At 37.8% G+C, this 25,193-nt stretch carries 27 protein-coding genes; 10 read left to right on the top strand and 17 right to left on the bottom strand.

Going from position 1 to position 25,193, the window contains the following annotated elements; genetic code table 11:
- Positions 1 to 47: 47 nt before the first annotated feature.
- The 8 genes from Q8S11_RS10765 to Q8S11_RS10800 all read right to left on the bottom strand — a co-directional run bounded on the left by Q8S11_RS10765 (position 48) and on the right by Q8S11_RS10800 (position 6,073).
- Positions 48 to 536: a YdeI/OmpD-associated family protein gene (locus tag Q8S11_RS10765; protein WP_305662098.1), complete on the bottom strand. Its 489-nt coding sequence runs from the start codon at positions 534 to 536 to the stop codon at positions 48 to 50.
- 13 nt (positions 537 to 549) lie between these two features.
- Positions 550 to 786: a zinc-binding dehydrogenase gene (locus tag Q8S11_RS10770; protein ID WP_305662099.1), complete on the bottom strand. Its 237-nt coding sequence runs from the start codon at positions 784 to 786 to the stop codon at positions 550 to 552.
- A gap of 4 nt (positions 787 to 790) precedes the next feature.
- Entirely contained in the window at positions 791 to 1,024 is a 234-nt protein-coding gene (locus Q8S11_RS10775; protein ID WP_305662100.1) for a hypothetical protein, read from the bottom strand.
- Between the two features lie 199 nt (positions 1,025 to 1,223).
- The gene (locus Q8S11_RS10780; RefSeq protein WP_305662101.1) at positions 1,224 to 1,844 is read right to left on the bottom strand and encodes a Crp/Fnr family transcriptional regulator; all 621 of its coding nucleotides are present in this window, start codon (positions 1,842 to 1,844) and stop codon (positions 1,224 to 1,226) included.
- A 95-nt stretch (positions 1,845 to 1,939) separates the two neighbouring features.
- Positions 1,940 to 2,905 (bottom strand): NAD(P)-dependent alcohol dehydrogenase, encoded by a 966-nt coding sequence (locus Q8S11_RS10785; RefSeq protein ID WP_305662102.1) that lies wholly within the window; start codon positions 2,903 to 2,905, stop codon positions 1,940 to 1,942.
- Positions 2,906 to 2,994: 89 nt separating this feature from the next.
- A complete protein-coding gene (locus tag Q8S11_RS10790; protein ID WP_305662103.1) occupies positions 2,995 to 3,639 on the bottom strand; it encodes a hypothetical protein in 645 nt (214 codons plus the stop codon).
- 41 nt (positions 3,640 to 3,680) lie between these two features.
- Positions 3,681 to 4,598 (bottom strand): NAD(P)-dependent alcohol dehydrogenase, encoded by a 918-nt coding sequence (locus Q8S11_RS10795; RefSeq protein ID WP_305662104.1) that lies wholly within the window; start codon positions 4,596 to 4,598, stop codon positions 3,681 to 3,683.
- Positions 4,599 to 4,816: 218 nt separating this feature from the next.
- A complete protein-coding gene (locus Q8S11_RS10800; protein WP_305662105.1) occupies positions 4,817 to 6,073 on the bottom strand; it encodes an amidohydrolase family protein in 1,257 nt (418 codons plus the stop codon).
- Positions 6,074 to 6,104: 31 nt separating this feature from the next.
- On the opposite strand from Q8S11_RS10800, the gene Q8S11_RS10805 reads away from it, so the two are divergent.
- Entirely contained in the window at positions 6,105 to 6,389 is a 285-nt protein-coding gene (locus Q8S11_RS10805) for a hypothetical protein (RefSeq protein ID WP_305662106.1), read from the top strand.
- Here the strand turns inward: Q8S11_RS10805 and Q8S11_RS10810 are convergent, their stop codons facing one another.
- The 5 genes from Q8S11_RS10810 to Q8S11_RS10830 form a co-directional block, all read right to left on the bottom strand.
- A complete protein-coding gene (locus tag Q8S11_RS10810) occupies positions 6,390 to 6,890 on the bottom strand; it encodes a hypothetical protein (protein WP_305662107.1) in 501 nt (166 codons plus the stop codon). It lies immediately after the preceding gene.
- Between the two features lie 48 nt (positions 6,891 to 6,938).
- Positions 6,939 to 7,349 (bottom strand): DUF6326 family protein, encoded by a 411-nt coding sequence (locus tag Q8S11_RS10815; RefSeq protein ID WP_305662108.1) that lies wholly within the window; start codon positions 7,347 to 7,349, stop codon positions 6,939 to 6,941.
- Positions 7,350 to 7,608: 259 nt separating this feature from the next.
- A complete protein-coding gene (locus Q8S11_RS10820; protein WP_305662109.1) occupies positions 7,609 to 8,247 on the bottom strand; it encodes a hypothetical protein in 639 nt (212 codons plus the stop codon).
- Between the two features lie 409 nt (positions 8,248 to 8,656).
- A complete protein-coding gene (locus Q8S11_RS10825) occupies positions 8,657 to 9,517 on the bottom strand; it encodes a serine protease (protein ID WP_305662110.1) in 861 nt (286 codons plus the stop codon).
- Between the two features lie 182 nt (positions 9,518 to 9,699).
- Positions 9,700 to 10,203 carry a hypothetical protein gene (locus Q8S11_RS10830; RefSeq protein ID WP_305662111.1) on the bottom strand — a complete coding sequence of 168 codons (504 nt, stop codon included), beginning with the start codon at positions 10,201 to 10,203 and terminating at the stop codon, positions 9,700 to 9,702.
- Positions 10,204 to 10,305: 102 nt separating this feature from the next.
- On the opposite strand from Q8S11_RS10830, the gene Q8S11_RS10835 reads away from it, so the two are divergent.
- Together Q8S11_RS10835 and Q8S11_RS17865 are read left to right on the top strand one after the other, a co-directional pair.
- Positions 10,306 to 10,848: a GNAT family N-acetyltransferase gene (locus Q8S11_RS10835; RefSeq protein WP_305662112.1), complete on the top strand. Its 543-nt coding sequence runs from the start codon at positions 10,306 to 10,308 to the stop codon at positions 10,846 to 10,848.
- Positions 10,849 to 11,195: 347 nt separating this feature from the next.
- On the top strand, positions 11,196 to 11,318 hold the full coding sequence (locus tag Q8S11_RS17865) for a GrpB family protein (protein WP_371135150.1): 123 nt from the start codon (positions 11,196 to 11,198) through the stop codon (positions 11,316 to 11,318).
- Between the two features lies 1 nt (position 11,319).
- On the opposite strand, the gene Q8S11_RS10840 is transcribed toward Q8S11_RS17865, so the two are convergent.
- The 4 genes from Q8S11_RS10840 to Q8S11_RS10855 form a co-directional block, all read right to left on the bottom strand.
- Positions 11,320 to 11,793 carry a Crp/Fnr family transcriptional regulator gene (locus Q8S11_RS10840; protein ID WP_305662113.1) on the bottom strand — a complete coding sequence of 158 codons (474 nt, stop codon included), beginning with the start codon at positions 11,791 to 11,793 and terminating at the stop codon, positions 11,320 to 11,322.
- Between the two features lie 496 nt (positions 11,794 to 12,289).
- The gene (locus tag Q8S11_RS10845) at positions 12,290 to 13,117 is read right to left on the bottom strand and encodes a DUF4249 family protein (RefSeq protein ID WP_305662114.1); all 828 of its coding nucleotides are present in this window, start codon (positions 13,115 to 13,117) and stop codon (positions 12,290 to 12,292) included.
- Between the two features lie 4 nt (positions 13,118 to 13,121).
- A complete protein-coding gene (locus tag Q8S11_RS10850) occupies positions 13,122 to 15,503 on the bottom strand; it encodes a TonB-dependent receptor (protein ID WP_305662115.1) in 2,382 nt (793 codons plus the stop codon).
- A 756-nt stretch (positions 15,504 to 16,259) separates the two neighbouring features.
- Positions 16,260 to 16,556, bottom strand: coding sequence for an alcohol dehydrogenase catalytic domain-containing protein (locus tag Q8S11_RS10855; protein WP_305662116.1), 297 nt, complete (start codon positions 16,554 to 16,556; stop codon positions 16,260 to 16,262).
- Positions 16,557 to 17,057: 501 nt separating this feature from the next.
- Between Q8S11_RS10855 and mraZ the strand changes: the two genes are divergently transcribed.
- From mraZ to murD, 7 genes are all read left to right on the top strand, one after another.
- Entirely contained in the window at positions 17,058 to 17,522 is a 465-nt protein-coding gene (gene mraZ, locus Q8S11_RS10860) for a division/cell wall cluster transcriptional repressor MraZ (RefSeq protein WP_305662117.1), read from the top strand.
- Positions 17,515 to 18,417 carry a 16S rRNA (cytosine(1402)-N(4))-methyltransferase RsmH gene (gene rsmH, locus Q8S11_RS10865; RefSeq protein ID WP_305662118.1) on the top strand — a complete coding sequence of 301 codons (903 nt, stop codon included), beginning with the start codon at positions 17,515 to 17,517 and terminating at the stop codon, positions 18,415 to 18,417. Before mraZ ends, rsmH begins: the two co-directional genes overlap by 8 nt.
- Positions 18,418 to 18,436: 19 nt before the next feature.
- Positions 18,437 to 18,850, top strand: a complete 414-nt coding sequence (locus tag Q8S11_RS10870) for an FtsL-like putative cell division protein (RefSeq protein WP_305662119.1) — start codon at positions 18,437 to 18,439, stop codon at positions 18,848 to 18,850.
- Positions 18,851 to 18,926: 76 nt separating this feature from the next.
- A complete protein-coding gene (locus Q8S11_RS10875) occupies positions 18,927 to 21,029 on the top strand; it encodes a penicillin-binding protein (RefSeq protein WP_305662120.1) in 2,103 nt (700 codons plus the stop codon).
- Positions 21,029 to 22,489, top strand: a complete 1,461-nt coding sequence (locus Q8S11_RS10880; RefSeq protein WP_305662218.1) for a UDP-N-acetylmuramoyl-L-alanyl-D-glutamate--2,6-diaminopimelate ligase — start codon at positions 21,029 to 21,031, stop codon at positions 22,487 to 22,489. The genes Q8S11_RS10875 and Q8S11_RS10880 overlap by 1 nt, the downstream gene beginning before the upstream one ends.
- Positions 22,489 to 23,730 carry a phospho-N-acetylmuramoyl-pentapeptide-transferase gene (gene mraY, locus Q8S11_RS10885; RefSeq protein ID WP_305662121.1) on the top strand — a complete coding sequence of 414 codons (1,242 nt, stop codon included), beginning with the start codon at positions 22,489 to 22,491 and terminating at the stop codon, positions 23,728 to 23,730. The genes Q8S11_RS10880 and mraY overlap by 1 nt, the downstream gene beginning before the upstream one ends.
- On the top strand, positions 23,730 to 25,082 hold the full coding sequence (murD, locus tag Q8S11_RS10890) for a UDP-N-acetylmuramoyl-L-alanine--D-glutamate ligase (protein WP_305662122.1): 1,353 nt from the start codon (positions 23,730 to 23,732) through the stop codon (positions 25,080 to 25,082). The genes mraY and murD overlap by 1 nt, the downstream gene beginning before the upstream one ends.
- The last annotated feature ends 111 nt before the right edge of the window (positions 25,083 to 25,193 follow it).

The raw sequence follows: 25,193 nt of genomic DNA on the forward strand, positions 1-25,193 counted from the left end.
ATAGCTTATTCAGATATGAATATAAGGTTCTGAGGGTTAAAAAGGGTTTAATTATTATTCTTCAGTTTCTTCTGTTTTACAAGTTTGTTTAATGTCACTGCAATTCGTTCAACTTTTGTACTTTCTGTTTTTGCAGAATAAATCCAGTCAATGAATTCCTTTTTTTGCCCATCAGTATACGATGAAAATATTTCAAAGGCCAAAGGGTCTGTGTTAAGGCAATCTAAGAATTCTTCAGGTATTTCAATTGGATTTGTATCAGCATACAATGTTATATTAACCCAATCGCCTTCTTTTTTGCCTATTTTTTTTCTGATTTCGGCTTTAACCGGTAAAAAAAGCTTGCCATTACCCATTGGCATCAGTTTGTAATTCTTAATCTCAAAATTATCAATCCAGCCTCTGACTTTTACCCAGCCAAATGGGGATTTTTTGTCCTGCAAAACTTCGGGAATGGCAGCATAGGTCCAGCCGCCTTTTCCGGGATATTTTTCAAGGAGATACTTCCTGTTTACTAAAAGTTTTTCTGTTTCCAAGTTTTTGGAGATTTTAATCTTCTATAACTGCTCCCCAAATTATTGCTACCTTCCCTTTAGTACGCATGGCCTCAATATAGCCGATGGCTTCCGGTATTTTTTTATAGGGAAAGGTCTTATCTATGTGGACTTTAATTTGCTTGTTTTGAATCAAAGAGGCCAGAATCTCTAAATCTTTTGTGTTTGCTTCAGCCGTAAATTGGGCGAGAGGGAATTTACTAAATGCACTTTTTAAAAGTACTGACATCATATGTTCAATCGTTGTGAAACTTAGTGACAATAATATCTAAAATCAGTATTATCGAGAAAGATGCAATCGTCAGTTTTAATAGACTTATAAATTTATCAAGACTACGAATCGTTGTTATGGTATCATTTGCAATATAAAAGCTATTGATTGCATAACCATATCCAACTCCTGCGATAACAGCCATTAGGACTAGTGATAACCCGGCAATACCCGCTATATTTTTTTGGCTTAATTCCATTTTCGATTTGTGCTATTTTTCCTCGCTAATTGTGTGATAAAATTATTAATCGAAAAAAATCAATCCCTTAACTTAGGTTAAGAAACAAAAATATGTTGATTATTATAACGAAAGAAGGATAAAGGTTGGTTGATTGTGGCCGAAAGCCCTTACACAGATGCACAATGACTTGGATAATTCTGAGGAAAAAAGGGGAAGATTAAGAAGATCTCAACCTGCCTCTTATTCTGCTTAACGATTCTGGCTTTACTCCCAGATAACTTGCGATATGATAAAGCGGAACCAATTGAAACAGCTCAGGTTTAGTTTTAATAAGGTTTTCATATCGTTCAGCAGGGCTTGAAGAAAGATAGGTACTTATCTCGTTTCTATAATTTGAAAACTTTTTTTCGGTTTCAATTCTGCAAAGTGATTCTAATCTGGGAAAACGTTTGTGCATTTCCCTCTCCACTGCAAAGGGGAAAATCGAAATAATACAATCAGACATACACTCCCAATTAAAACGACTAGGAATTTCCTTCGATGGATCTCCATCCTCCGAAAGGCTATCCCCAGAGGTATAAAACGAAACAGTCTTTTCTTCTCCGTCCTTAAGGTGAAATTCTCGGATGCAACCTTTAAAGAGGTGGTAAGATGATCTAATTATTTGTCCTTCTTTTAACAGAAATACGCCCTTTTTGACTCTCTTGACGTCAATTTTTCCAGCAAAAAAGTCTTTTTCCTCCTGGGTAGTCCCATTGGAATTTGAGAGGTAGTTGATTACCTCTAAGACCTCAAAGTCAGGTTTTAATTTGCTGGATTTAGTCAATTTTATCTTCAAAATTCATTAAATAAAAATAAAAAACTCAAACATACAATGAAAGTGTTTTTCAAACAAATTTCGAAAACAGCTTCTATACCATATAGAGTGATAAATTAATCAAAAGTTACAATTACATTCCCCTTTTTCTTTCCACTCATAACATACTCAAAAGCATCACGGATTTCACTTATCGGGTATCTTTGGTCAATTAATGGCCTGAACTTATCTTTCTCAATCAGCTCATTGATATATGCCATACTACGTTCAATTGAGAAAGGAAGTGGAAATTTGACTTTCTTACCCTTCATTAAAGGTGCAAATAATGCTAATAATGGGTTTTGCCAGTAAGGGCCAAGTTCAGAAGAAACATAAATTGTATTGGGTTTCATGATCGGTTTGCATTTCCAAAATGTACTCTTGCCAACTGCATCAAATACAAAATCAAATTTTTCATTCAATTTTGTAAAATCTTCTTTGGTATAATCAATCACCATATCTGCACCCATTGATTCCAGAACAGGGATATAATCGGTTTCGCAAGTAACCGTCACATGTATACCTCGATATTTCAAGAATTGTAAAGCCGCACTACCTATTGCTCCTGTTCCACCATTTAATAGTACTTTATCACCTTTCTTTAAAACTACTTTATCTAAAAAATAAAAAGCATAATGTGCACCCTCCAAACTTGCTGCTGCCTGTTCATATGTAATGTTCCCTGGTTTTTTTAAAATGGCTTTTTTCGTTGAAACACAAAAATAAGAAGCATGTGAACCAATTCCCTGATCAAAGAAACCATACACGTCATCACCAATATTGAATTTGTTAACGTCAACTCCTTTTGACACTACCACACCCGAAAAATCAGTACCTGTGACTTTAAGCCTTGGTTCAAATAAGCCAGTGAATAATCTAATCGCCCATGGTCTTCCTGTAAGAACTCCACAATCAGATCGATTAACTGTAGTAGCTTTTACTTTTACCAATATCTCATCTTTTTGGGGAAAGGGAATATGGCTCGATGTCGTCAAATTTATAACATCTGGCGAGCCATATTTATTTCTTATTGATGCTTTCATTCTATTTTTCTTCAAATTAAATATAAGGCGTAGATATCAAAGAACCTGACTTCTTCTTCAGTCAAATGATAGCAATGAACTGCTTATCCCTAATCGATGATTCTATACGGGAAATTCCTGGCCACTTTCCTCATCATTCGCTCTACAAGATCTGTTGAAGATGCAATTACGTTCTCATTCATAGACTTGTAAAATCTCCAGAGTAATTCGCCATCCGTGCCGTTATTGAGTGTCAATGTAAGCTTCCCGGTACCTGTTCTTCCCCCAGCTCCGCTTACAAGGATCATCGTAGCAATGGCAAGGCCATCCGACTGTGTCTCCCTCATTTCAAATCTGCTGCCAAGAACAGCATCAACGCCTAAAGCGGCAGCTATTTCGGTTTTAGTCAACTTGTCGAGATTGCCTTCCATTCCCGCAGTTTTTAACCGGAGATTTGTCTCATCCACTGTCTGGATGCTTATCGGATATTCAATTGAACGTTTTAACAGGTAGGTGTATATGCTACCCTGGATATTGGTTGACATCTTTTTCTCCTGTTCACGGTCGGCCTCGGGATTGAAGTTCTTCGGCTGCTTCCGGTTTGTGATCAAGACATCAGAAGGCAGGATGGCGATCGTTTTGTGGCTGGCAATTGCTGCCGGCAGATGAGCGCTTTTAAATACTTGCTTGCTTCCCTCAAATTGGGCGAAAGCTATAAAAGGGATGAAGAAAATTAAATTCAGTAATCGTTTCATGTGTTTGTTTTTTTTAACAATTTAAATTCTATTCGTGAATATCATTCACATATTTTTAGTACAACATTGCCTTTTTTTCTTTGTGTGTCAACGTATCTGTGTGCTTCAACTATTTCCGCCATTGTAAAAGTTCTGTCAATCGTAGCTTTAAAATCTCCTTTTTCAAACAACTCTTTTAATACCTTTAGTTGTTGTATGTTTTCGGAAGCATATCCTAAACAAACACTTGCATAAACACCGTTTTTGTTCAAGAGATTTTTATATTGTTTTTTACTGTATTTACCAATTGCGTCAAAGATTATATCAAACTTTTCTGACTGTCTTTTAAAGTCTTCCTTGTCATAATGAACAATGTTATTAACTCCTAATTCGGCAACAAGTTTATGACCTTTAGAACTGCATACTGCTGTTATATTTGCATTATGATATTTGGCAATCTGTAGTGCAGCCGTTCCTACTGAACCTGTTGCCCCAATAATTAAAATTTTCGGGCTTGATTTTTCGGTAATCTTCGCTTTCCCTAAAAAATGAATAGCTGTTTGTCCACCAAATATTATTGCAGCAGCTTCTTCGTATGTAGCATTTTTAGGCATTTCAATTACGTTGCTGTTTTGATTAACAACAATATATTCTGCATATGTACCGAAATTAAAACCTGTCATGCCGAATACTTTATCACCTACTTTTAACTTAGAAACCTTGTCTCCAGTAGTTTCAATAAACCCTGAAAAAACAGTTCCTAATATGGGTTTTCTTGGTTTTGAAATCCCAAATACCAAGCGCATAATTAACTTTCTAAATCCCTTTACATCAAGACTTCTTACCCTTACATCTCCGGAGTTGACCGCAGTAGCAACTATTCTGACAAGAATTTGATTGTCTTTGGGTTTTGGTTTAGAAACTTCCTGAATTTGCAAAACTTCAGGGGGTCCGTACTTCGTGCAAATAACTGCCTTCATCAAATTATTGTGGTTTTAAAAATTTACCCAATACTGAAGGCCCGGCTGCCAGAAGAAGACTATGGCCGTCTATCATCAACCTGTTTAAGTTTAAGGTAAACAATAAAATTTTCTTTTGCATATCAATACTACTTTTGTTAAATGATAAGCAAAGGTATATTGGCCAGATGCCATAACTCCTTGACTTGAGTTAAGAAATGAACCTAAAACTTGCCTATTTAATCAGCAAGCTGCACTCTCATTAAAGGACTACTTAAGAGACTATAAAGAACTTTTATATTTATGTGAAAAGTTGAAACTATCGATTCCGAATAGACTTTCAGCTCCTCTATTTTAGATTGGTCATAATATATTCCATTCATAACTACACCAAATATCTCTCTGGAATTGGCAATTTCCTCCAGGGGATTTTTATTCAGAATGACTAAATCGGCTATTTTTCCTGTTTCAATTGTTCCGTATTTCTTGTCTTCTCCGACGAATTTTGCAGGGATAATTGTTGCGCACTGTATTGCCTGTAAATTTGACAATCCACTTTTGGTTAAATCCTCCAGTTCATCGTGAATGCTAAAACCTGCAAAAACATACGAATCTGTTACATCGGTACCTGTCATAATTGGGACACCTATTTCATTGGCTGTCGCAACCTGTTCTTTAGCTAAACTGTAAATGTCCCTACTTAAATTTTTTCCTTCAATCGATAAATTCCTTTTTCTGTTATTGTTAACATCACTTCCCCACAAAAACTTTCTTATTATATATGGGATATATTTTATGTTGGGATTATCAATAAATGTAGAATCATGCGCATACGCCTCGAACTTGAGAGTCTGAAGAGTAGGCGTCCAATACGAGTTGTGCTCTCTCATCAACAGCATTAATCTGGATGCCATTTCTGGATTATAATCTTTAACGATTGACTTTCTTGATTTTGAATAAAAAAGTTGCCAATTGGCTGAGGTCCGAAGGCTATCTGCACCAGGAAATGCTTCAGTCAGAAATAAACGCCCGTGCTCAAAACTTTTTTGGCCTAGTAAAATGGCATCTTCAAGACTGACAAATATTGGTTTATGGCCGGCAAGGTGCATTCCATACTTTGGAGCCTTCAAAGCCAGATGCTTATAGATTTTGGCGGGGATTTGTTGATAAACTTTAATGAAATCCACCTTTTCATTTTTATAAAAATTTAAAAGAGAATCAACATCTTCAATCTGCTGAAGCTTAAAAAACTCCGGGAAACCATCGGGGACAGAAGCTGAGCCGTCCATTTGATAACTGCTCTGCAAAACATATCTTGGGTTTACTATTTTGTTCTGACTCAATTCCGCATTCCAAAACAATCTTTCATGGCTTCCGGCCCAATAATTATCCTTTCTATCCAGTTGGCCTGACATGTCTCTGATTCCTGTAACGCCATTGGCTATATAAAGAGGATGATGAAGCGATTCTGAATATTTAACTGAATGCGTATGCATATCCCAGAGACCAGGAATTAAAAATTTGTTCTTGCAATCAATAATTAAAGAATTAGACGATGGCTGTAAAACACCTGAAGTATCTATAGAAACAATAATGTTATCCTTTAAAAGGAGATCTCTGTGTTTGAGAATATTTCCAGATAAGACATCAATTACATTAATTGATTTTATAAAAACTGTATCATGCCTGGCAGGTGGAACTAATTGCAGTATGGGCCACAAAATAGCCAAGACAACATCAAAAAATGAAAAAAGCAGAATGCCTGAAAAGATCTTGAATATCTTGAATGTTGCACTTCTCATTACCCTATAATTACTCTACACTAAAAGCAAACATAAAGTCGTTGGACCCAAAAAAATACTCCCCTGAATTTGGATTTTTTATAGTCAAATAATAATATCCTTCTTTAATTTTCTTTACGCCATAGTTTATCTTTTCAAATGAAGTAGTACTACTGGTGGCTTTAGCTTTTGAGGTGATAAAAACTCTTTGATCTTTCATTACTTCAAATTGAGCCAAATCAAACACGGATGTTGGATCTGTACCAGGTGTGACTTTAACTATAAATACTAATTCATCTTGTTTTGGAATTTTAATGTTTGATGAAATCCCGTTTAAGAAAAATCCACTCTCAGCACTAAATAAACCTTTTGCTTTTGCTATGGTATTGTATTGCGATTTCTCCAATTCTTTAATCTGTTTGGTTTTTGAATCAAAGTATACAGGTTTATCAATAAACTCTGGTAAATTATTTTGTGCGTTTGTTATAAAACTGGAAAAAAGGATTGCTATTAAAAAAAGTGCGTACTTCATGGATGGATTTATGGTTTAAGGATAAGCTAATTTTTTGTTCACAAATTTTCATGTTTCAATACGAGACCACTTCCATGCATAACGGATGATTAGACAAAGAAGAACGACTTCTACGACAGCGCCAAAGACCATGTGCATCCAGGCCTCTCCTGCCATATACACCGCGGCAATAATGATATTTGCCCAGCGATTGACTTTAGCCGGCAGGGCAACAGAGAGGAAAATCATCAGTGCCGGAATGGTCACGGAGGCGAGTGCTGCCAAATGAAATCCTTGCGTAATATCAAATACAAACACTCTCCCTTTCAGAATATCTTCTATCTTACCCGGCATATATAAGGCGAAATAATCAACATAGATATAAAGAAACATAAAGCTCGCCCACAGCGTAGCAAGCTTCAGTTTCAAACTGGCATTGATTTCTTCCAGTGTATTTTGTGTTGTTTTTTGTGAATTCATAACTATCAACTAAAAATTAAATCCAAATTAAATCCCGGTTAAGCAAAAGTAGATTTGAGGATACAACAACTTGTTCACTTAAGTTAAGAAATAGGCTATAGCTAATTTTTCAAAGAATTCTTGCTCTTTGTCGGCTTGATGATTTAGGTTTGATACCTAAATAGCCCGGTAATTAGTGCTTTGGAACACGCTGAATAAGATCAAGTTTTATAGGATTTGCAAATCTTCAGGGGAATTATGCTGGGTGCAAATAAAGCCTTCAATTTTTATTTTTGAAATGAAAATTATACCCAAAATTAAGCCCAGGTTGAATAAAGTAGTTAGGCCACTTACTCTCTACTGCTTTAAAAGATTCAGGAACATTAGTTCTTACAGGCCAATAACTACATCCAATAGCTGGTTCAAAAAAGAACCGGTTTTTAAAAAACTTAAGCTGGTAACCCAAATGGAAGTTTAAGTATAACGTGTATCCATTTCCGATTTTTTTATCATCCTCATCTAAATATTTTTCAAAAGCATTTAATGCATGAACAGATGCGAAGGCACCTTTCCAAAAAAAACGTTGGTATCCTACTGTTGGTGCAATGATGCGTCCATGTCCGGGATAATCTTCACCTGGTTTATCAAATGATGGTGATGAAAAAGGGAGACCTATTGGGAAATTATAAACTGATCTTTTAAAATCTAACGAAACAACATCTTTAGGGGTTATCCTATAACCAAAGTTTAATTGTACATACTCAGGGCTGTTTTTTGTGTCAAAATTTCCCAACATAAACAATGAACTCCCCACAAAAAACTTTTTGTAAGTACTGTCTGGTTTGGTATCTTGTGCATTCACCTGTAAACTACTTGCTAAAAATAAGGCAAGTCCAATCCATAAAATTTTCTTTTTCATTTCTTTTATTTTTATGTTAAACGATAAGCAAAAGTAGGTTGGAGAAATACAAAAACTCTTGACTTAAGTTAGGAAGTACGCTTTCGATACTCATCATTCGGGAAAAGGTTACTGAGGTCCCTCCCTCCGGAATGACGTCGTGCTTTTTGGAAAAAGGGACTTCTCCTCGTCTTACGTACGTTGATGGTTTTAAAAAACCAGGCAACTCGTCGAAGTAGATCCCGGTTTTATTGATGGTATATTTCGACGAGCGATCTCGACTTTTGGTTTTACTCAGCAAGCGAAAGCGAGGAGAAATCTCCAGTCCCTATTATATTGCTCCGTCATTCCGACCGGAGGGAGTAACCTCCATATAACCAGATTTAGGGCGAATCTAATTTGTTGAACAATGCTTTAGGGATTCTGATTTTTAATTCAATTCGCCGCTTATAAAAGGCCTGAATTTATTTTTGTCAGATGTAGATAAGGTATTATAAAAAGCGTTAATTTTTTGTCTAATAAATTTCATTCTAACCACCCTTAGAATAGGTTCACCATTTAACTGGGTTGCTCTTACCATAACACCAAGTAATTGTCCGTCAACATTAAATACTCCACCACCACTCATTCCTGCAACGGCGTGTATTTTAGCTATAAATTCTACTTTGGAATCGTATGGAATCTGACCTTCTGCATCATTCTTTAACCTTAAAGATTCAATAATACTTTCGGCCTCTTTATCAGTACAAACTTTCCCTGTCGATACAGCGCCGTTAGGGTACTTAATCTTATCCTGAGGATATCCAACAGCGACAACGTCTTCATCTGCCTGTACATCTGCCCAGGTTTGGAGGGCTTGTGTCCGGTTGTTTGGATCGTACATCTGCAATGGAATTGAAGTTTGAACCATCTTGGGATAATTGCCCAATCCATTATCTATAATTCGCTGGTTATCAATTACGCCTAAATAAAAATCGTCTCTGGGATATATAGTAGCATTGTTGGCGTTTGAAGGAATTAGAGGATGGTAAAAACCAAAATTTGCAACTAATTCATTTGATAGATTAACATTTCCATTTATAGAGGGAATTCGTGAACCCAGAAATATCCCATTATTAATTTCTGATATTTTAATAAATTCCTCGCTACGTGAAAGCCAGGTGCTTATCCCGTAAACATGGTTAGCAGATACAAATAAGCCTAACTTATGGTCATTTTTTTTGCTCCAGATAACTTTGCTTCCCGGCCCATTTGTGCCAACACTTCCCCTTACCATATTTAGTAAGTTCACAAAGCTTGGATCTGAATTTTTTACAGCATCTTCTATCTTAATTAGATTAGTTTTAATAATGCCAGTAGGAGGGGGTGGCGGAGGAACGGTGTTATTTTTTTTGCAACTGGTTGTGAAAATTAGAGTAATTAATAAAATGCATAGTGTAGAGAATAATTTTATCATACTTAGAATAATACGGATTAATTAGACGATACAACCCCATTTGGATTCAACGATTTATCTTGTTTAATAGAACCATTAGCAATATGGAAGATAAAACCTGATGGATTGTGTGTTCCTAAAATTTTAGTTAAATTAACCACTACTACGAAGTTATCGGTAGTGCTGCAACCACTATTCTTAGATTCATGGTTCAATAAAAGCCTTACCTGTCCTGGGTATGAAAACATAATATAACCGTCCCAGATAATTTTGAATGCGTCCGATGAGCAGCCACCTTTTACGCTAATTTTTAAGACATCGCCTTCTCTTTTTAGACCTTCAATGGAAAAAGACTGATCAGTTCCAGATTCTCGTTTAGCTAATACGTCATTGTATTTGACAGCACTTTTTAATAGGTTAACCTCCAAAGCTTTGTCAATTTTATCATTAATTTCAGATTTTTCACAAGAGGCTAATGAAATGACCGTATAAACAGAAAGAAGAAGAAATGTAATGCTTCTAATTGGTAGTTGAGTTCTCATAATATTCCTTGTTTAAAAATTGTGCTTTATATTTATAAGACGATGATTATTAAAGAAGTGCTACAGGAATTCAAAAAGATTGCGGTTTAAGCCTAAACACAAATGGATTTTAAAACTGAAAGACTATATATTCGGCCTGTATCTATAAGCGATAAAGAATCAATTTTCGCCTATCGGTCGGATCCCGAAACCTATAAATATCTAAGTTTGATTCCCAAAACCGTGGATGAGGTTGAGGATTTTATTAAAAAGTCTTCCAGCTTACTCAATGTACCAGGGAGCTGGTTTCAATTTGTAATAATAGAGCAACTCCATAATAAGGTAATTGGAGACATAGGAATTCATTTTTTGGATACCAGTCCAGAGAATAAACAAGTCGAAATAGGGTATACTTTAGATAGAAATTATCGTGGGAAAGGATATGCCACCGAAGCCTTGACTGTCGTAGTAAATTATTTAATAACTGGCTTAAACAAACATAGAATAACAGCGTCTATAGATCCAACTAATAAATCGTCGATTCAATTGATTGAGCGATTAGGTTTCAGAAAGGAAGCTCATTTTATCGAGAGCCTATATTTTCATGGGATGTGGGTAGACGATTTGATTTATGCCATTCTTGCAAAGGAATGGCGTAAAAAATAAATCACTTTAATCAAACAATATATCTGAGTTGCGAGTAAGTTCTAAACTCACACAGAATACTGCTTTTTCAACTTCCGTGATCTCATTAATTTTATACGCTGTTGGTTAACTTTCTCCCATGCTGCATACGTTAGTAATGAGTAATAAAATGTGATTTCTAGTATTAATTTTTTCATATTTATTTCAAAAATGGTGAATCAGATTTTGGGTCAATTATTTCCCAAAAATCTTCAACAAAATTAGAAACGATAAATTTCGAATCGGTTGACTTAAGTTAAGAAATGAACATCCCTCTTCAATATGATATAGCCTAAACAGCCCGTTAAATGTTTAACATTTTATAAAATATGGTTCTTACAGAATACTCATCGAGTTGGATTAATGACTTCGAAGCTTTAAAAGGAGAACTCGAAATCGCATTAAACGGAATTGCATGTACTATTGAACACGTTGGCAGTACATCAAGTTAAGTTAACAAGTTCGCTCTTTTTCAATAATTCTTGCTCTTAGCCGGCTTAAAGATTGAGGTAACATACCTAGATAGCTCGCTAATTGGTGTTGTGGAACACGCTGAATAAGGTCTGGTCTTTTTTGTAGTAAGTTCAGGTACCGTTGTTCAGGGGAAGAATTCTTGAAAGTGTCAAAGTCTATTCGTTGTTTAGCTAAAAGTTCTTCGGATATCATTCTGCATAGGGTTTCTAACTTTGGAAATTTACTGTGGAATGCAGTGGTTTTTTCTTCACCATCTAAAACATAATATGTCCGAATACAGCCTTTTATAACAAAGTAGCTATCTTTTGATTTTTGTCCTTCTTTGAGTAAAATAGTCCCCTTCTTATCAGAGCGGAATATTTCTGCCGACAGTGTTGCAGTCTTCTCATCATCTGTTAGCGAAACGTATTTTGCAGTAAAGTCAAATAGTATGTCTTGCATTTTATTTTCCATTGTTTCTGTCGTCTTACACTTGTTAGCGAGTTTTAGACGCAGGTCGGAAGATAAAATTACAAAAAGAATAGCGGTTAGCTAAAAAAACACCTAAATGAGATACATATTTTCCATCAATCGATTTTCTGGATTACTATTCCTTTTGCCAAACCACAAAGGTTAATGAGAAATTTTGGTCCATTCTTTATATTCCATATTATACATATCAAAGCCCTCTTGTCCCAGCTAATTTTACCTGTTGTGTTGTTGTCTGCAAAGTTAATTCCACCACATCCAACAATTTTTTGTTCAAATAGTAAAACATAATAAAGTTCCCTGTCCGTTTCCAAATATTTCCTTAAGTCCTCTTCTTAGTCAACTCCAAAATAATCTGGTGTATTTAGCCTAATTAGGTTGATGACCTCATTTTTGTCCTTTGTTTCGTATTCTCGTATCGTAATTAAGTTGGTCATAAGAAAATTCAACTGTTAAAGAATTGCGGCAAATAAAAATCGTTCTATTTAATAGTATAGGTTGTTATATCTGTCTCGGAGATGCTAAAATAACCCAGACAGTAGTTCGATTCTTTAGTTTGGTTGACTAAATTCCCTCTGATGGCTGATGATGGTGTAGGTTGAAAAGGTCCTCCTCCGCCGCCATTGGCTGTGCCGGCGAGTTTCCTGAAATAGTTAAAATACCTTTCTGATACACCGTTCAACCTGATGTTGACAGGGTCATTTAGCTTTAGCTTACTATAACTAAAAAGTCCAAATGTCGTTCTACCCTCAAAAAATTTATCACTCGTAACTTCGATACTTGGAAAAGCCAGTGAAGGAGTAAAATAACTTAGTACAAAAAAATCTTCTTGATCAGGAGTGTCTTTAAAATGAACTTTTATCCCAAATTCATCTCTGTTTATACCTAAGTCCGACCTTTGCTCTACTCTTTCTATTGGATTTACAGCAGTCAATTTCTCTTGCCCTCTGTAAGTTTCTCCGTTGTAAATGATGGTTAACACGTAAGTTTCGTTAATTACAGGCAGAAAATTGATACAGGTATATTTACCCTTAATAGTAGGTTCTTCTATGAAATCAAATTGCTTATTGCTGCTGTTGGTTGCATAAACCGTTGCGCCAGATACTTTGGGAATTTCCTTGTTGAAATTACTGGTAGTTGTGCTTAAAATAACCGACTGATTTTTTCCATCGGTTCCTTTAACCCAGCTCAATGCCGCGTCAACAACCAGGCGGGGCGACTCTGTATTTAATTTTACATCAATTACTTTCTCGCAACTACTATTTAAGAAAACAGCAAGTAGTATTAATATGGATAGTTTACTTTTCATGATTTTAAAATTTGAAATTATAAGTTACGCTAGGTACTGCACCAAAAATAGAGAGTCTCTTTGCCTCATTCTTTCCTGTTTCTAAGTTTTGAACAAAAGAAATATTAGCGGCATTCTGTCTGTTATAAATGTTGTATATGCTAAAAACCCACTCCCCCTGCCAACCTCTTTGTTTGTTTCGTTTTGGGGTATAAGTTCCTGATACATCTAAGTGATGGTACAAGGGCAGGTTATCTTGATTTCTTAAGCCAAAGTTGGGCACTTCAATTCCCTGGTATTGATACTTACCCTGCGGAAATGTTACGGGTTGCCCGGATTGTAAGGCGAAAATAGAGCCGATACGCCACCTTTCGCTCCATTTAAAACTTGTCGTGATGGATACGTTGTGTAATTTATCTGCCGCAGATTTATACCACTGGCCATTATTAATTCCCGTTTCTGTGAGATTTCTGCCGGGTGTTTGCTGTTCAGACCGTGACAAAGTGTAAGACAGCCAACCAGTTAAACGCCCGACATTCTTTCGTAACATCAGTTCTAAACCGTAAGCCCTACCTATGCCGTTTAAAACCACTTGCTCTATTGCTTCATTTGCAATTAGTTCTGTTCCATCAATATAATCTACTCTGTTATTTATGTTTTTATAAAAGCTTTCTATTTCCAGGGAGTAGTCATCTTGTTTAAAGTTTTGGAAATAACCTATGGCGTATTGATTTAATGTTTGAGGTTTTAAAAACTGGTCGCTGGGTGCCCAAATATCTAGGGGAGTTGGCGATTGTGTATTAGTTAGTAAGTGCAAATACTGCGACATCCTATTGTAACTGGCCTTTATCGCAATATTATCATCAAGTGCGTATGACAATCCGATACGGGGTTCCAAATTATCAAAACTCGCTATAGTTTCATTGCGCTTATAATTTTTAGAGCCGGTAGGCGTGGCCTTTTCGTAAATTTTTAATTCATTATTAAAGTTAAGGGCTTGATTGTTTGCGTAAGTAAACACTTCCTGCTGCCCTAAGCGGTAGAATAAGCTATAGCGCAAACCATAGTTTACTGTTAGTTTTTTGGTTAAATTTTGCTCAACATCCATGTAAACTGCTGGCTCTAAAGCATACTTTCTTGCCAGTTGCTCTTTATTGATTTGTGAAGTTGATGTTGTTGGACTTACAGTTCCCGGGTTGAAATCATAATACTGAGCATTGAGCCCGTAAGTGAGTTTTAAATTATTGTTGAAGTAGTGTTTGAAATCGTACTTCAAATTAAGGTTTTTAACGCTACTATCCCACTTAAAATCTGCAAGGGCAGTCTCTAAACCGTAATAATAATCACTATAGATAACGGAAAGGTTAGAGAACAATTTATCAGTGAATAGTTTGTTCCAGCGGGCGTTTATTACAGAATTTCCGTAGACATTGACGAAATCCTTATTCAGATTAAAAGCATCCCGCCCAAAATAACCCGATAAATACAAGTTGTTTTTAGGGTTTATCTTATAGCTAACTTTGGTATTTAAATCATAAAAATAAGCAGAACTTTGAATGTCTGTCAGTTTCAAAAACAAATGACCGTAAGAACCTCGCCCTGCAAGCAAAAAAGAACCTTTCCCTTTGTCAACAGGCCCTTCTACCATTAATCTACTCGATACCAATCCAATGCCACCACTAAAATTTAGATCGTTTTTATTTCCTTCCTTTTGATAGATATCTAATACAGAAGACAAACGCCCCCCAAAACGAGCAGGAATGCCGCCTTTATAAAGTTTAATGTCATTAATGGCATCTGCGTTAAAGATTGAGAAGAAGCCAAATAAATGTGAGGAATTATAAATTGTTGCTTCATCCAAAAGAACGAGATTTTGATCAGCACTACCACCTCTCACATTAAAACCAGATTGTCCCTCCCCTGCATTGGTAACGCCGGGCAACTGTAGGATTGATTTCAGAACGTCAACTTCGCCTAATACCACCGGCATCTGTTTAATCTCTTTTACAGATAGTTTGTTGATGCTCATTTCAGGCCTTCTTATTTCTGCTATATTCTTATCCCCATTAACTACCACTTCTACTAATGATTGAGAATTTGATAACAAGCTGAAGTTCCTTTTTGCACTTTCTTCTAATTGAATTAAAGTGTCTTGAGATACATAGCCCAAATAACCAATCTTTAAATTATAATTACCTTTTGGCAGGGTTAAAGAGTAAAAACCGTATTCGTTGGTAACAGTTCCGCTATTTATCTCTTTGATATAAATGCTTACTCCAATTAAAGATTCCGAAGATATTCTATCTGTTATCACACCACTAATTGTAACTTTTTCTTGCGCCATTAAAGTCAGTGCCGAAAGAAATAGTATGATAACCAGTTTAATTTTTTTTAAAGTTTGTCCCATTTTTGATTCTTTTTTTTGATGGGGCAAACCTAACTATTGCCTGAAGCAATAAAATTAACTTAAGTTAAGAAATGATTTGTGGGTACAGATTAATAGCGGCCTTCGCAATTAAACTGTGCTATTGGTTTATCATTAATATGCGAAAGGAAAGCACTAATAAAAAGAATAAAAAACCCAGGCACACCCAAATCTTTCTCTGAGAAAACTCAGGATTATTATTCAGATAGTTTTGAGGGTTAGGTGAAAGATAAATTTTAGCTTGTTCCAATCCCATATAAGTAAAAAAGTACTTGCAAGTAGCATATTGAAATTAATCCATAAATTATTGCTGTATTCAAACGAGATTGTGATCATGAATATATTAATCATGATTATAAAAAGTGCTATCGCCGCTATTTGCTATCGACGAAAACATAATTTTGAAGTGCATTACTATAATGAACAAGTAATTGCGATAAATTTTAAATGCCTACACTTAGGTTAAGAAATGGACATTTGTAGTCTGATAGTTGAAAATGTCGATTATGATGGACAGACCAGCATTGATTTTGAGTATTTTGCTACTATATGGTCAATTTATCAAAGTCACTAGTATTACTTTTAAGAAAAAGCAATTTTGAAAATGAATGGTTAAAGGTGTTAGGTGGGTAAAAATAAAATTTGATATATCAGGAGACTACAGCTGAAAACACATGGGAGCCCGCGGCGTAATCATCTTGCTGATTGGAGCTTGGATTGTCTGCCCTGATAACGTAATTAAAGTACCACAAGATCAATGGCCCGGTCCCCAACCTTGAAATGTGTTACATTGTTTCCCACTTCCTCCACGATACCTGCGAAATCTGCTCCCAGGATTTTATCCTTTGGTTTGAATAATCCAAAAGTGAATCGTGCAAAAAAGGGTTCGCCCCTCAGGATATGCCAGTCGGCGGGGTTAGCTGAGTTTGCTGCAACCTTAACCAGGATATGATCATCTTGTATCTTTGGCTTCTCTACTTCTTCTAATTGAAGTACTTCAGGGCCACCATATTTTGTTTTTGTAAAAGCTTTCATTTTTGTTTGTTAATGGTCTGAACTGTGATTAGTTTAATTATTGTGATATTTGTTGATTTTGCCTGTTCATCTAATCATTTCCATCACATAAATCACAGTTCAGACAACTTTACCTGGCTTTTGTTAATTTCTGAATCATGATTGTTTTGATTTTTGTGATTCTGATGTGTTTTTTTCATAGAAATCATTCAATCACCTAAATCCCTGTTCAGACATTTTTGTCAGGCTTGAAGTCTGCTATAATCCCTATGTAACCTTCTATTCTAAATATCCCTATTCCTCCATTTATATCCAAATCCCTCCCGATCCCAACTCTGTATCCAATGATCTGTCCGAATCCATTTTTATGGATCATGTTTCTTAAAAGCCAATCGCCTGATTATCCGACAGCTGGGTGATTTTTATCTTCAAAAACTGTGGAAAACTTTTTTTGTGGTAGATAGTGGTAAAAAGTGGTAAGTTATTTACTTTTACACTTGAGTATTTATGTAAATAGCCATAATGTCGCATTTCTTAGGAGAATTTGATTGTAAACTTGATGCTAAAGGCCGGATGATGATACCATCCAGCCTGAAGAAACAGCTTCCCGAAGCTGAGCGTGAAGGACTTGTGATCAACCGTGGCTTTGAGAAACATCTGGTTATTTACACTAAGAAGGAGTGGGATAGTATTACCGAAGAGCTGAGTAAGCTCAATGCTTACGAAAAGAAAAGTCGTGATTTTATTCGCTATTTCACCAGGGGTGCTACAGAACTTTCTCTGGATTCGGCAAACCGTATTCTCTTCCCTAAAGCTTTAATGGAATATGCCGGTATCAGCGGAGAGGTAGTCCTTTCATGCGTACTGAATAAAATAGAGGTATGGGCAAAAGATGCTTACGACTCTCAGATGGATAATGAGCCTGAAAACTTCGCCAATCTGGCAGAAGAGGTGATGGGCAGTATGGGAAGGAGGGCGCATGACTGATTATCATAATCCGGTGATGCTGCAGGAATGTATTGAAGGGCTGAATATTAAGCCTGATGGAATTTATGTTGATGTGACTTTCGGGGGTGGTGGACATTCCCGCGAAATATTGAAGCACCTGGGTCCTAAAGGTCGTTTGCTTGCATTTGATCAGGATGCTGATGCTCAAAAGAATTTACCAAAAGATGATCGATTAACCTTTATTGATCAGAACTTCCGCTACCTCAAAAATAATTGCCGTTTGCAGGGCGCCATTCCTGCGGATGGCATTCTGGCTGATCTGGGTGTCTCTTCTCACCAATTTGATCAGCCAGAACGGGGGTTCTCCATTCGCTTTGATGCCGATCTGGATATGCGAATGGATCAAGCGGGGGTACTTACGGCAAAACAGGTTGTAAATACTTATAGCGAGGAGCAGCTGCACCGAATTTTTGGAATCTATGGTGAAATCAAAAATGCTAAAACACTGGCTCAGACTCTGGTAACCCAGCGACTGAACAAGCCGATTGATACGGTTGATGAACTGAAAAATGCTATTTCAAAACTTATTCCGAAAGGCAAGGAAAATAAATATCTGGCACAGGTATTTCAGGCACTCCGCATTGAAGTGAACCAGGAACTGGAGGCTTTGAAAGAATTTTTGGAACAAACGGTGGATGTGCTTAAGAAAGAGGGTCGACTAGTTGTGATTTCTTACCATTCACTGGAAGATAGGCTGGTTAAGAATTATATTGCCAAGGGTAAGTTCCAGGGTGAAGTGGAGAAGGATTTTTTCGGAAATCAAATCAAGCCCCTTGAAAGCATCACACGTAAGGCGATTGTTGCTTCTGATGAGGAAATCAAACTGAATAATAGGGCACGTAGCGCCAAATTGAGAATAGCTGTAAAAAGTTAAGCTGATAAAGGCTTGAAGAATGAATAACCAATTTAAACAGGACAAAACGGAAGAGGATTTGGATCAGGAAGCTGAACCTTTAGCTGAGCAATCAGAAAAGGCTGAGCTTCCAAAGAATTTCTTTACTCTGATGTTTACTGAGGGAGTAATCTCTAAGGAGTCGGCTACTCATTTACTTCCATTTATTGTGTTTATCGCCTTTTTGGCAATGATCTATATCGGTAACCGGCATTTTGCCGAGAATAATATCCGGGATATCGACAAGCTAAGTAAGGAAGTGAAAGAACTGAGCTGGGATTTTAAAACATTAAAAGCTGATCTGATGCTGAAAAGCACTCAGACAGAAGTAGCTAAAGAGGTGGATACACTGGGTTTGATTGAACCGAATGAGCCACCGAAGAAGATTGTGATAAGTGAGGGAGAATTTGATTAATTGACAGTTGACTATTAAGGAAAATTTACTATCCAGATAACAGATAACAGACAACAGACAACAGACAACAGATAACATGAACATAAGAACCGACATATTGCTTCGTGTGTACATCGCCTTTGGGATGATTGTATTGCTGGCTTTTGCGGTGCTTTATAAGCTCGTGGATGTTCAGATTGTGCAAGGAGAGAAATGGCGATCTATGGCGGATAGTCTTTCTACCCGTTTTGCAAATGTGGAAGCAGCTCGCGGGAATATCTATTCGGTTGACGGCAGTTTACTGGCCACTTCGGTTCCTGAATATGAAGTTCGTATGGATATGCTGGCTGGGGGTATCGAAAAGGATGATGTGTTTTTTGAGAAGGTCGATTCGCTGGCCGCTAAACTTTCTTCATTTTTCGGTGATAAATCCAAAAAACAATATTCACGTATACTCCGCGAAGCCCGGACTGAGGGTGCCCGCTACCTCTTACTGAAGCGAAATGTGACCCATACAGAATTAAAGGAGATTCGGAAGTTCCCGATTTTTAATATGGGTCGTTATAAAGGCGGACTGATCTCCGTTCATCAGAACAAGCGAATTCTGCCATTTCAGACTCTGGCAGCCAGGACTATCGGTTATAAGAACAAAAACGTACAGCCGGTTGGCCTTGAGGGGGCATATAGTGCATATATAGACGGAGAAAGTGGTAAGCGCCTGATGCAGCGTATTTCAGGAGGAGTTTGGATGCCTGTGAATCAGGATATAGAAATTGCACCTAAGGAAGGTGCTGATATCATTTCGACTATTGATATTAACATGCAGGATGTGGCGCAAAGGGCATTGAAAAAGCAATTGATTACCAGTGATGCGGATCATGGTTGCGTTATTCTGATGGAAGTGGCTACAGGTGAGATCAGAGCAGTTGCCAATTTTAGCAAGGTTCGTGAAGGTGAATATAAAGAGCAGTTCAATTATGCCATTGCGGCCAGTCAGGATCCAGGTTCTACGTTTAAGCTCGCTTCTTACATGGCTTTGCTTGAAGATAAAAAAGTCGATACCAGTACTTTAGTAGCTACCGAAGACGGAACTTATCGTATTCCCGGACATACTATCCGCGACTCGCATGGAGGTATCGGAACTGTTTCTGTAAAACGGGCCTTTGAAGAATCCTCGAACGTAGCCATAGCAAAGTTAATTAATACCGCTTATCAGAACGACCAGGAAAAATTTCCGGCTCATTTATATGACTGGGGATTAAATAAGAAATTGATGCTTCAGATTCCCGGTGAAGGGCAGCCAGTTATCAAAAATCCAAAGAACAGAAGCTGGAATAAGAATCAAACCCTGCCTCAGATGGCCTATGGTTATGAGATGCAGATCACTCCGCTACAGATGCTGGCATTTTATAATGCAGTGGCTAATGATGGAAGGTATATCGCGCCAATTTTTGTTCGTGAGATCCGACGTTTAGGGAATACTGTAGAACAGTTCAAAGCCCGGGTGGTTAACGAAAAGATCGTTTCTGATGTGACGATTAAAAAAGCTCAGGAGCTTCTTGAAGCGGTTGTTGAAAGAGGAACGGGTAAGTCCCTGGCATCTCCACTTTATAAAATTGCCGGGAAAACAGGAACAGCTCAGGTTGCCGATGCCAATAAAGGTTATCGCGTTGATAAAAAGTATCAGGCTTCATTCTGTGGCTACTTTCCTGCCGATAATCCTAAATATTCGCTGATAGTGGTGGTCAATAACCCGCGTAAAGGTACTTATTATGCAGCATCTGTGGCCGGGCCGGTTTTCAGGGAGATTGCTGATCGGGTGTTCGCCAGTGATATCAATATGTTTGACCCGCTGCAGGAACAGAAATTCACAGGTAGTCTGAAGCTTCCAGAAGCAAAGGCCGGAGAGCGTAAAGCCACACAGGCCGTTTATAAAGCATTCGGTATCAAGGCATTATTTGCCTCTAATTCCGATTATATAAGCCTTGACACCAATAAGGGTATAGTTTCACAGGAAGTAAAGATTACCGAGGGCTTTGTACCTGATGTAAGTGGAATGGGATTGAAAGATGCCCTGTATGTAACCGGTAATTCGGGATTGAAGGTACTGGTTCGCGGAAGCGGAAAGGTAGTCAGGCAATCGCTACTTGCAGGTAGTATTGTTCAAAAGGGTATTCCTATTGTATTAGAACTTGAATGATGAAGAAGCTCAAGGATATATTATACGGAGTATCACTCAGACAAGTGTCGGGTTCGACTAATAGTAAAGTTTCAGGGATATGCTTCGACTCGCGAAAAGCAGCTCCCGGAGTCCTATTTGTAGCAGTCCGTGGTACTGAATCTGATGGACATGCTTTTATAGATCGGGCTATTGATCAGGGTGCTTCAGCCGTGCTATGCGAAGAATTTCCTGCAATATTGAGGGAAAGGGTAAGCTATTTCATCGTTGAGAATTCTGCCAAAGCGCTCGGAATGATTGCATCCAATTTTTTTGATAATCCATCAGCCAAACTAAGGCTTGTTGGGGTTACCGGTACAAATGGCAAAACCACGATCGCCACCTTGCTTTTCCAATTGTTTCAGGATCTGGGATATAAAACCGGATTGCTTTCTACCGTTCAAAATCAAATAAATGATTTTGTGGTACCGGCAACTCATACTACACCTGATCCGGTGGTTTTGAACAGCCTGCTGAATGATATGGTTGAAAGTGGCTGTGATTATTGCTTTATGGAAGTCAGTTCGCATGCAATGACCCAGTACAGAACTGAAGGGCTGAGTTTTTCGGGCGGGATCTTTACCAACCTCACACATGATCATCTTGATTTTCACAAGACATTTGATGCCTATCTGAAAGCTAAAAAGAGTTTTTTTGACGGATTAACCAGTCAGGCATTTGCACTCACCAATATTGATGACAAAAATGGGATTGTGATGCTTCAGAATACAGGCGCGCATCGTAAGACTTATGGTCTTAAGAATATAGCTGATTTTAAGGCGAGAATTATTGAGAATCATTTCAGCGGTTTATTACTGAATATCGATGGACAGGAGGTTTGGTTTAAAATGGTAGGTAGCTTCAATGCCTATAATTTGCTTGCTGTTTATGCCACCGCATTATTGCTGGAGCAGGATCGCACCAGAGTATTGACCTCTCTCAGCCGACTCAGCGGTGCCGAAGGCCGCTTTGATTATATTATTTCACCTTCAGGAATTATTGGGATTGTAGATTATGCCCACACTCCGGATGCTGTGCAGAATGTACTCAGCACTATTCAGGATATCCGTAAGGGAACTGAACAGGTAATTACTGTGATTGGATGCGGGGGCGACCGGGATAAAGCCAAGCGTCCGCTGATGGCTAAAGTAGCATGCGATTGGAGTACAAAGGTTGTGCTGACATCTGACAATCCTCGCTCCGAAGTCCCTGAACAGATTATCAGGGATATGGAGGAAGGCGTGATGCCGACTAATAAGAAAAAAACACTCTCAATTACCGACAGAAAAGAAGCAATCCGTACGGCCTGCCATTTGGCAAAGTCAGGGGATATTATACTGGTTGCAGGTAAAGGGCATGAGAAATATCAGGATATCGGCGGAGTGAAACTCCCTTTTGATGATAAGGAAATTTTAACGGAATTTTTAAATCTGATGAGCTAATGCTATACTATCTGTTTACATGGCTGGATAAGGAATATGATATTCCCGGAGCAGGATTGTTCCAGTTTATATCATTCCGAACTGCAATGGCCGTTATCTTGTCTCTAATTTTGACAACGGTTTATGGGAGTAGATTGATCAAATTGCTTAGAGCAAAGCAGGTTGGTGAATCGGTCAGGAATCTGGGTCTTGAAGGGCAGATGCAAAAACAGGGTACACCAACCATGGGGGGATTAATCATTCTTCTTGGAATTCTGTTGCCGACTATACTTTTTGCCAAAATTGATAATATCTATATTATTCTCATGCTGGGAACCACAGTATGGATGGGTTTGATAGGGTTTGTTGACGATTATATCAAAGTATTCAAAAAAGATAAGGAAGGACTGGCGGGTCGTTTTAAAATCATGGGTCAGGTGGGCCTGGCATTAATCATTGGCTGGACTATGTATTTCCATCCGGATATTGTGGTCAGGGAACAGGTCACCCTGCCTGCAAAGGTAAGTTCTCCTTTGGGTGTTCAAAAACGCGGGAATCAGTTTTACTATACTCAGGATCTAAAGTCGACCATAACCAATGTCCCCTTTTATAAGGACAATGAATTTGATTATGCCAAGGTGTTGACTGTCTTTGGAGATGGCTATGAAAAATATTCACTGGTTGTCTTTTTGTTATTTGTAATTGTCATAGTCACTGCGGTATCTAATGGTGCCAATCTTACAGATGGTATTGACGGGTTAGCTACAGGGACATCTGCAATTATCGGGATTACATTGGCTATTCTTGCCTATGTTTCGGGTAATACCATTTTTGCCGATTATCTGAATATCATGTATATCCCTCATTCGGCCGAACTTGTAATCTTTGCTGGCGCTTTTGTTGGAGCATGTGTAGGCTTTTTATGGTATAATTCATATCCTGCTCAGGTATTTATGGGAGATACCGGCAGTTTGGCTATCGGTGGAATTATTGCCGCTTTCGCGATCATGATCCGCAAGGAATTATTAATACCGGTATTATGCGGGGTATTCCTAATCGAAAATCTTTCGGTGATTTTGCAGGTTTCCTATTTCAAGTATACGAAGCGAAAATTTGGCGAAGGAAAACGAATCTTTCTGATGTCGCCATTGCATCATCATTATCAGAAAAAGGGATATCATGAGGCTAAAATCGTTACCCGATTCTGGATCGTTGGAATTATGCTGGCTATTATAACTATTGTGACTTTAAAGCTGCGTTAATGGAGGCTGTGAAATATATCGTTGTTTTAGGTGCCGGTGAAAGCGGGACAGGTGCAGCTATTCTGGCTCAGAAGCATGGCTATGCCGTATTTGTTTCTGACTTTGGGCCAATTGGCGATCAGTATAAGGACGAACTGAAGCAGGCCGGAATTCCCTTCGAAGAGAATAAGCATACTGAAGATCGTATTCTTACTGCTGCAGAGGTAATCAAAAGTCCCGGAATTCCGGATAAAGCTCCGATTATCAAAAAACTGATTGAAAGGAATACCCCAATCATCTCAGAAATTGAATTTGCGGCAAGGCACACCAATGCAAAGCTCATTTGCATCACCGGATCAAATGGCAAAACTACTACAACTATGCTTACCTATTATATTCTGCAAAATGCGGGTTTGAATGTTGGCCTGGCAGGAAATATTGGTAAGAGCTTTGCCAAACAGGTGGCCCTCGGAAATTTTGAATATTATGTTTTGGAGATCAGCAGCTTTATGCTCGATAATATGTACAGCTTCAAAGCCGATATCGCTGTCTTATTAAACATCACACCTGATCATCTCGACAGGTATGATTACAAAATGGACAACTATTCAGACTCCAAATTCAGAATCATTCAGAATCAGCAGCAGGACGATGTTTTCATCTATTGTGCTGATGATGAGGAAATAAAAAAAGGTCTGGCAAAACGCCGGATAAAGTCAAATACCTATCCTTTCTCCATTGAAAAATCACTTGAAAAGGGTGCTTTTCTTCAGGGAGACCAGATCATAATAAACCTACACCACAAAAACCAAGAATTACTGACTATGTCAATTAACGATTTAGCTCTGCAGGGCAAGCACAATATTTATAACTCTATGGCTTCGGGCATAGTTGCAAAAGTGCTTGAATTAAGAAACGAGACCATTCGCGAAAGCATGGGAAGTTTCACCAATATTGAACACCGCCTTGAGCATGTGGCCAAAATTTCGGGAATCGATTTTATTAATGATTCAAAAGCAACAAATGTGAATTCAACCTGGTATGCCCTCGAAAGTATGCCCGGAGATGTTGTACTTATCCTTGGTGGGGTGGATAAGGGCAATGATTATGATATGCTGAAAGATCTGGTTAAATCGAAGGTTAAATCGATCGTTTGCCTGGGAAAGGATAATAAAAGAATACATGAGGCATTTGAGGATGATGTGGAAGTAATTGTAAATACATTTTCGGCGAATGAGGCAGTTCAGATTGCTTATCACCTGGCTAAAAAGGGAGATACTGTACTTCTATCCCCGGCATGTGCAAGCTTTGATTTATTTAAAAACTACGAAGACAGGGGGAACCAGTTTAAGAAGGCGGTAAAAGAACTTTGACAATTGACAATTGAGAATTAGGAGTGGAGAATTTGAAATTGTAATTATGGCATTGAGATGAAATTTACAATGAACTACTGAATTACTGACAACAGACAACTGCTAACAGAT

This window comes from Daejeonella sp. (assembly GCF_030695525.1).
Taxonomy (GTDB): Bacteria; Bacteroidota; Bacteroidia; order Sphingobacteriales; family Sphingobacteriaceae; genus Daejeonella.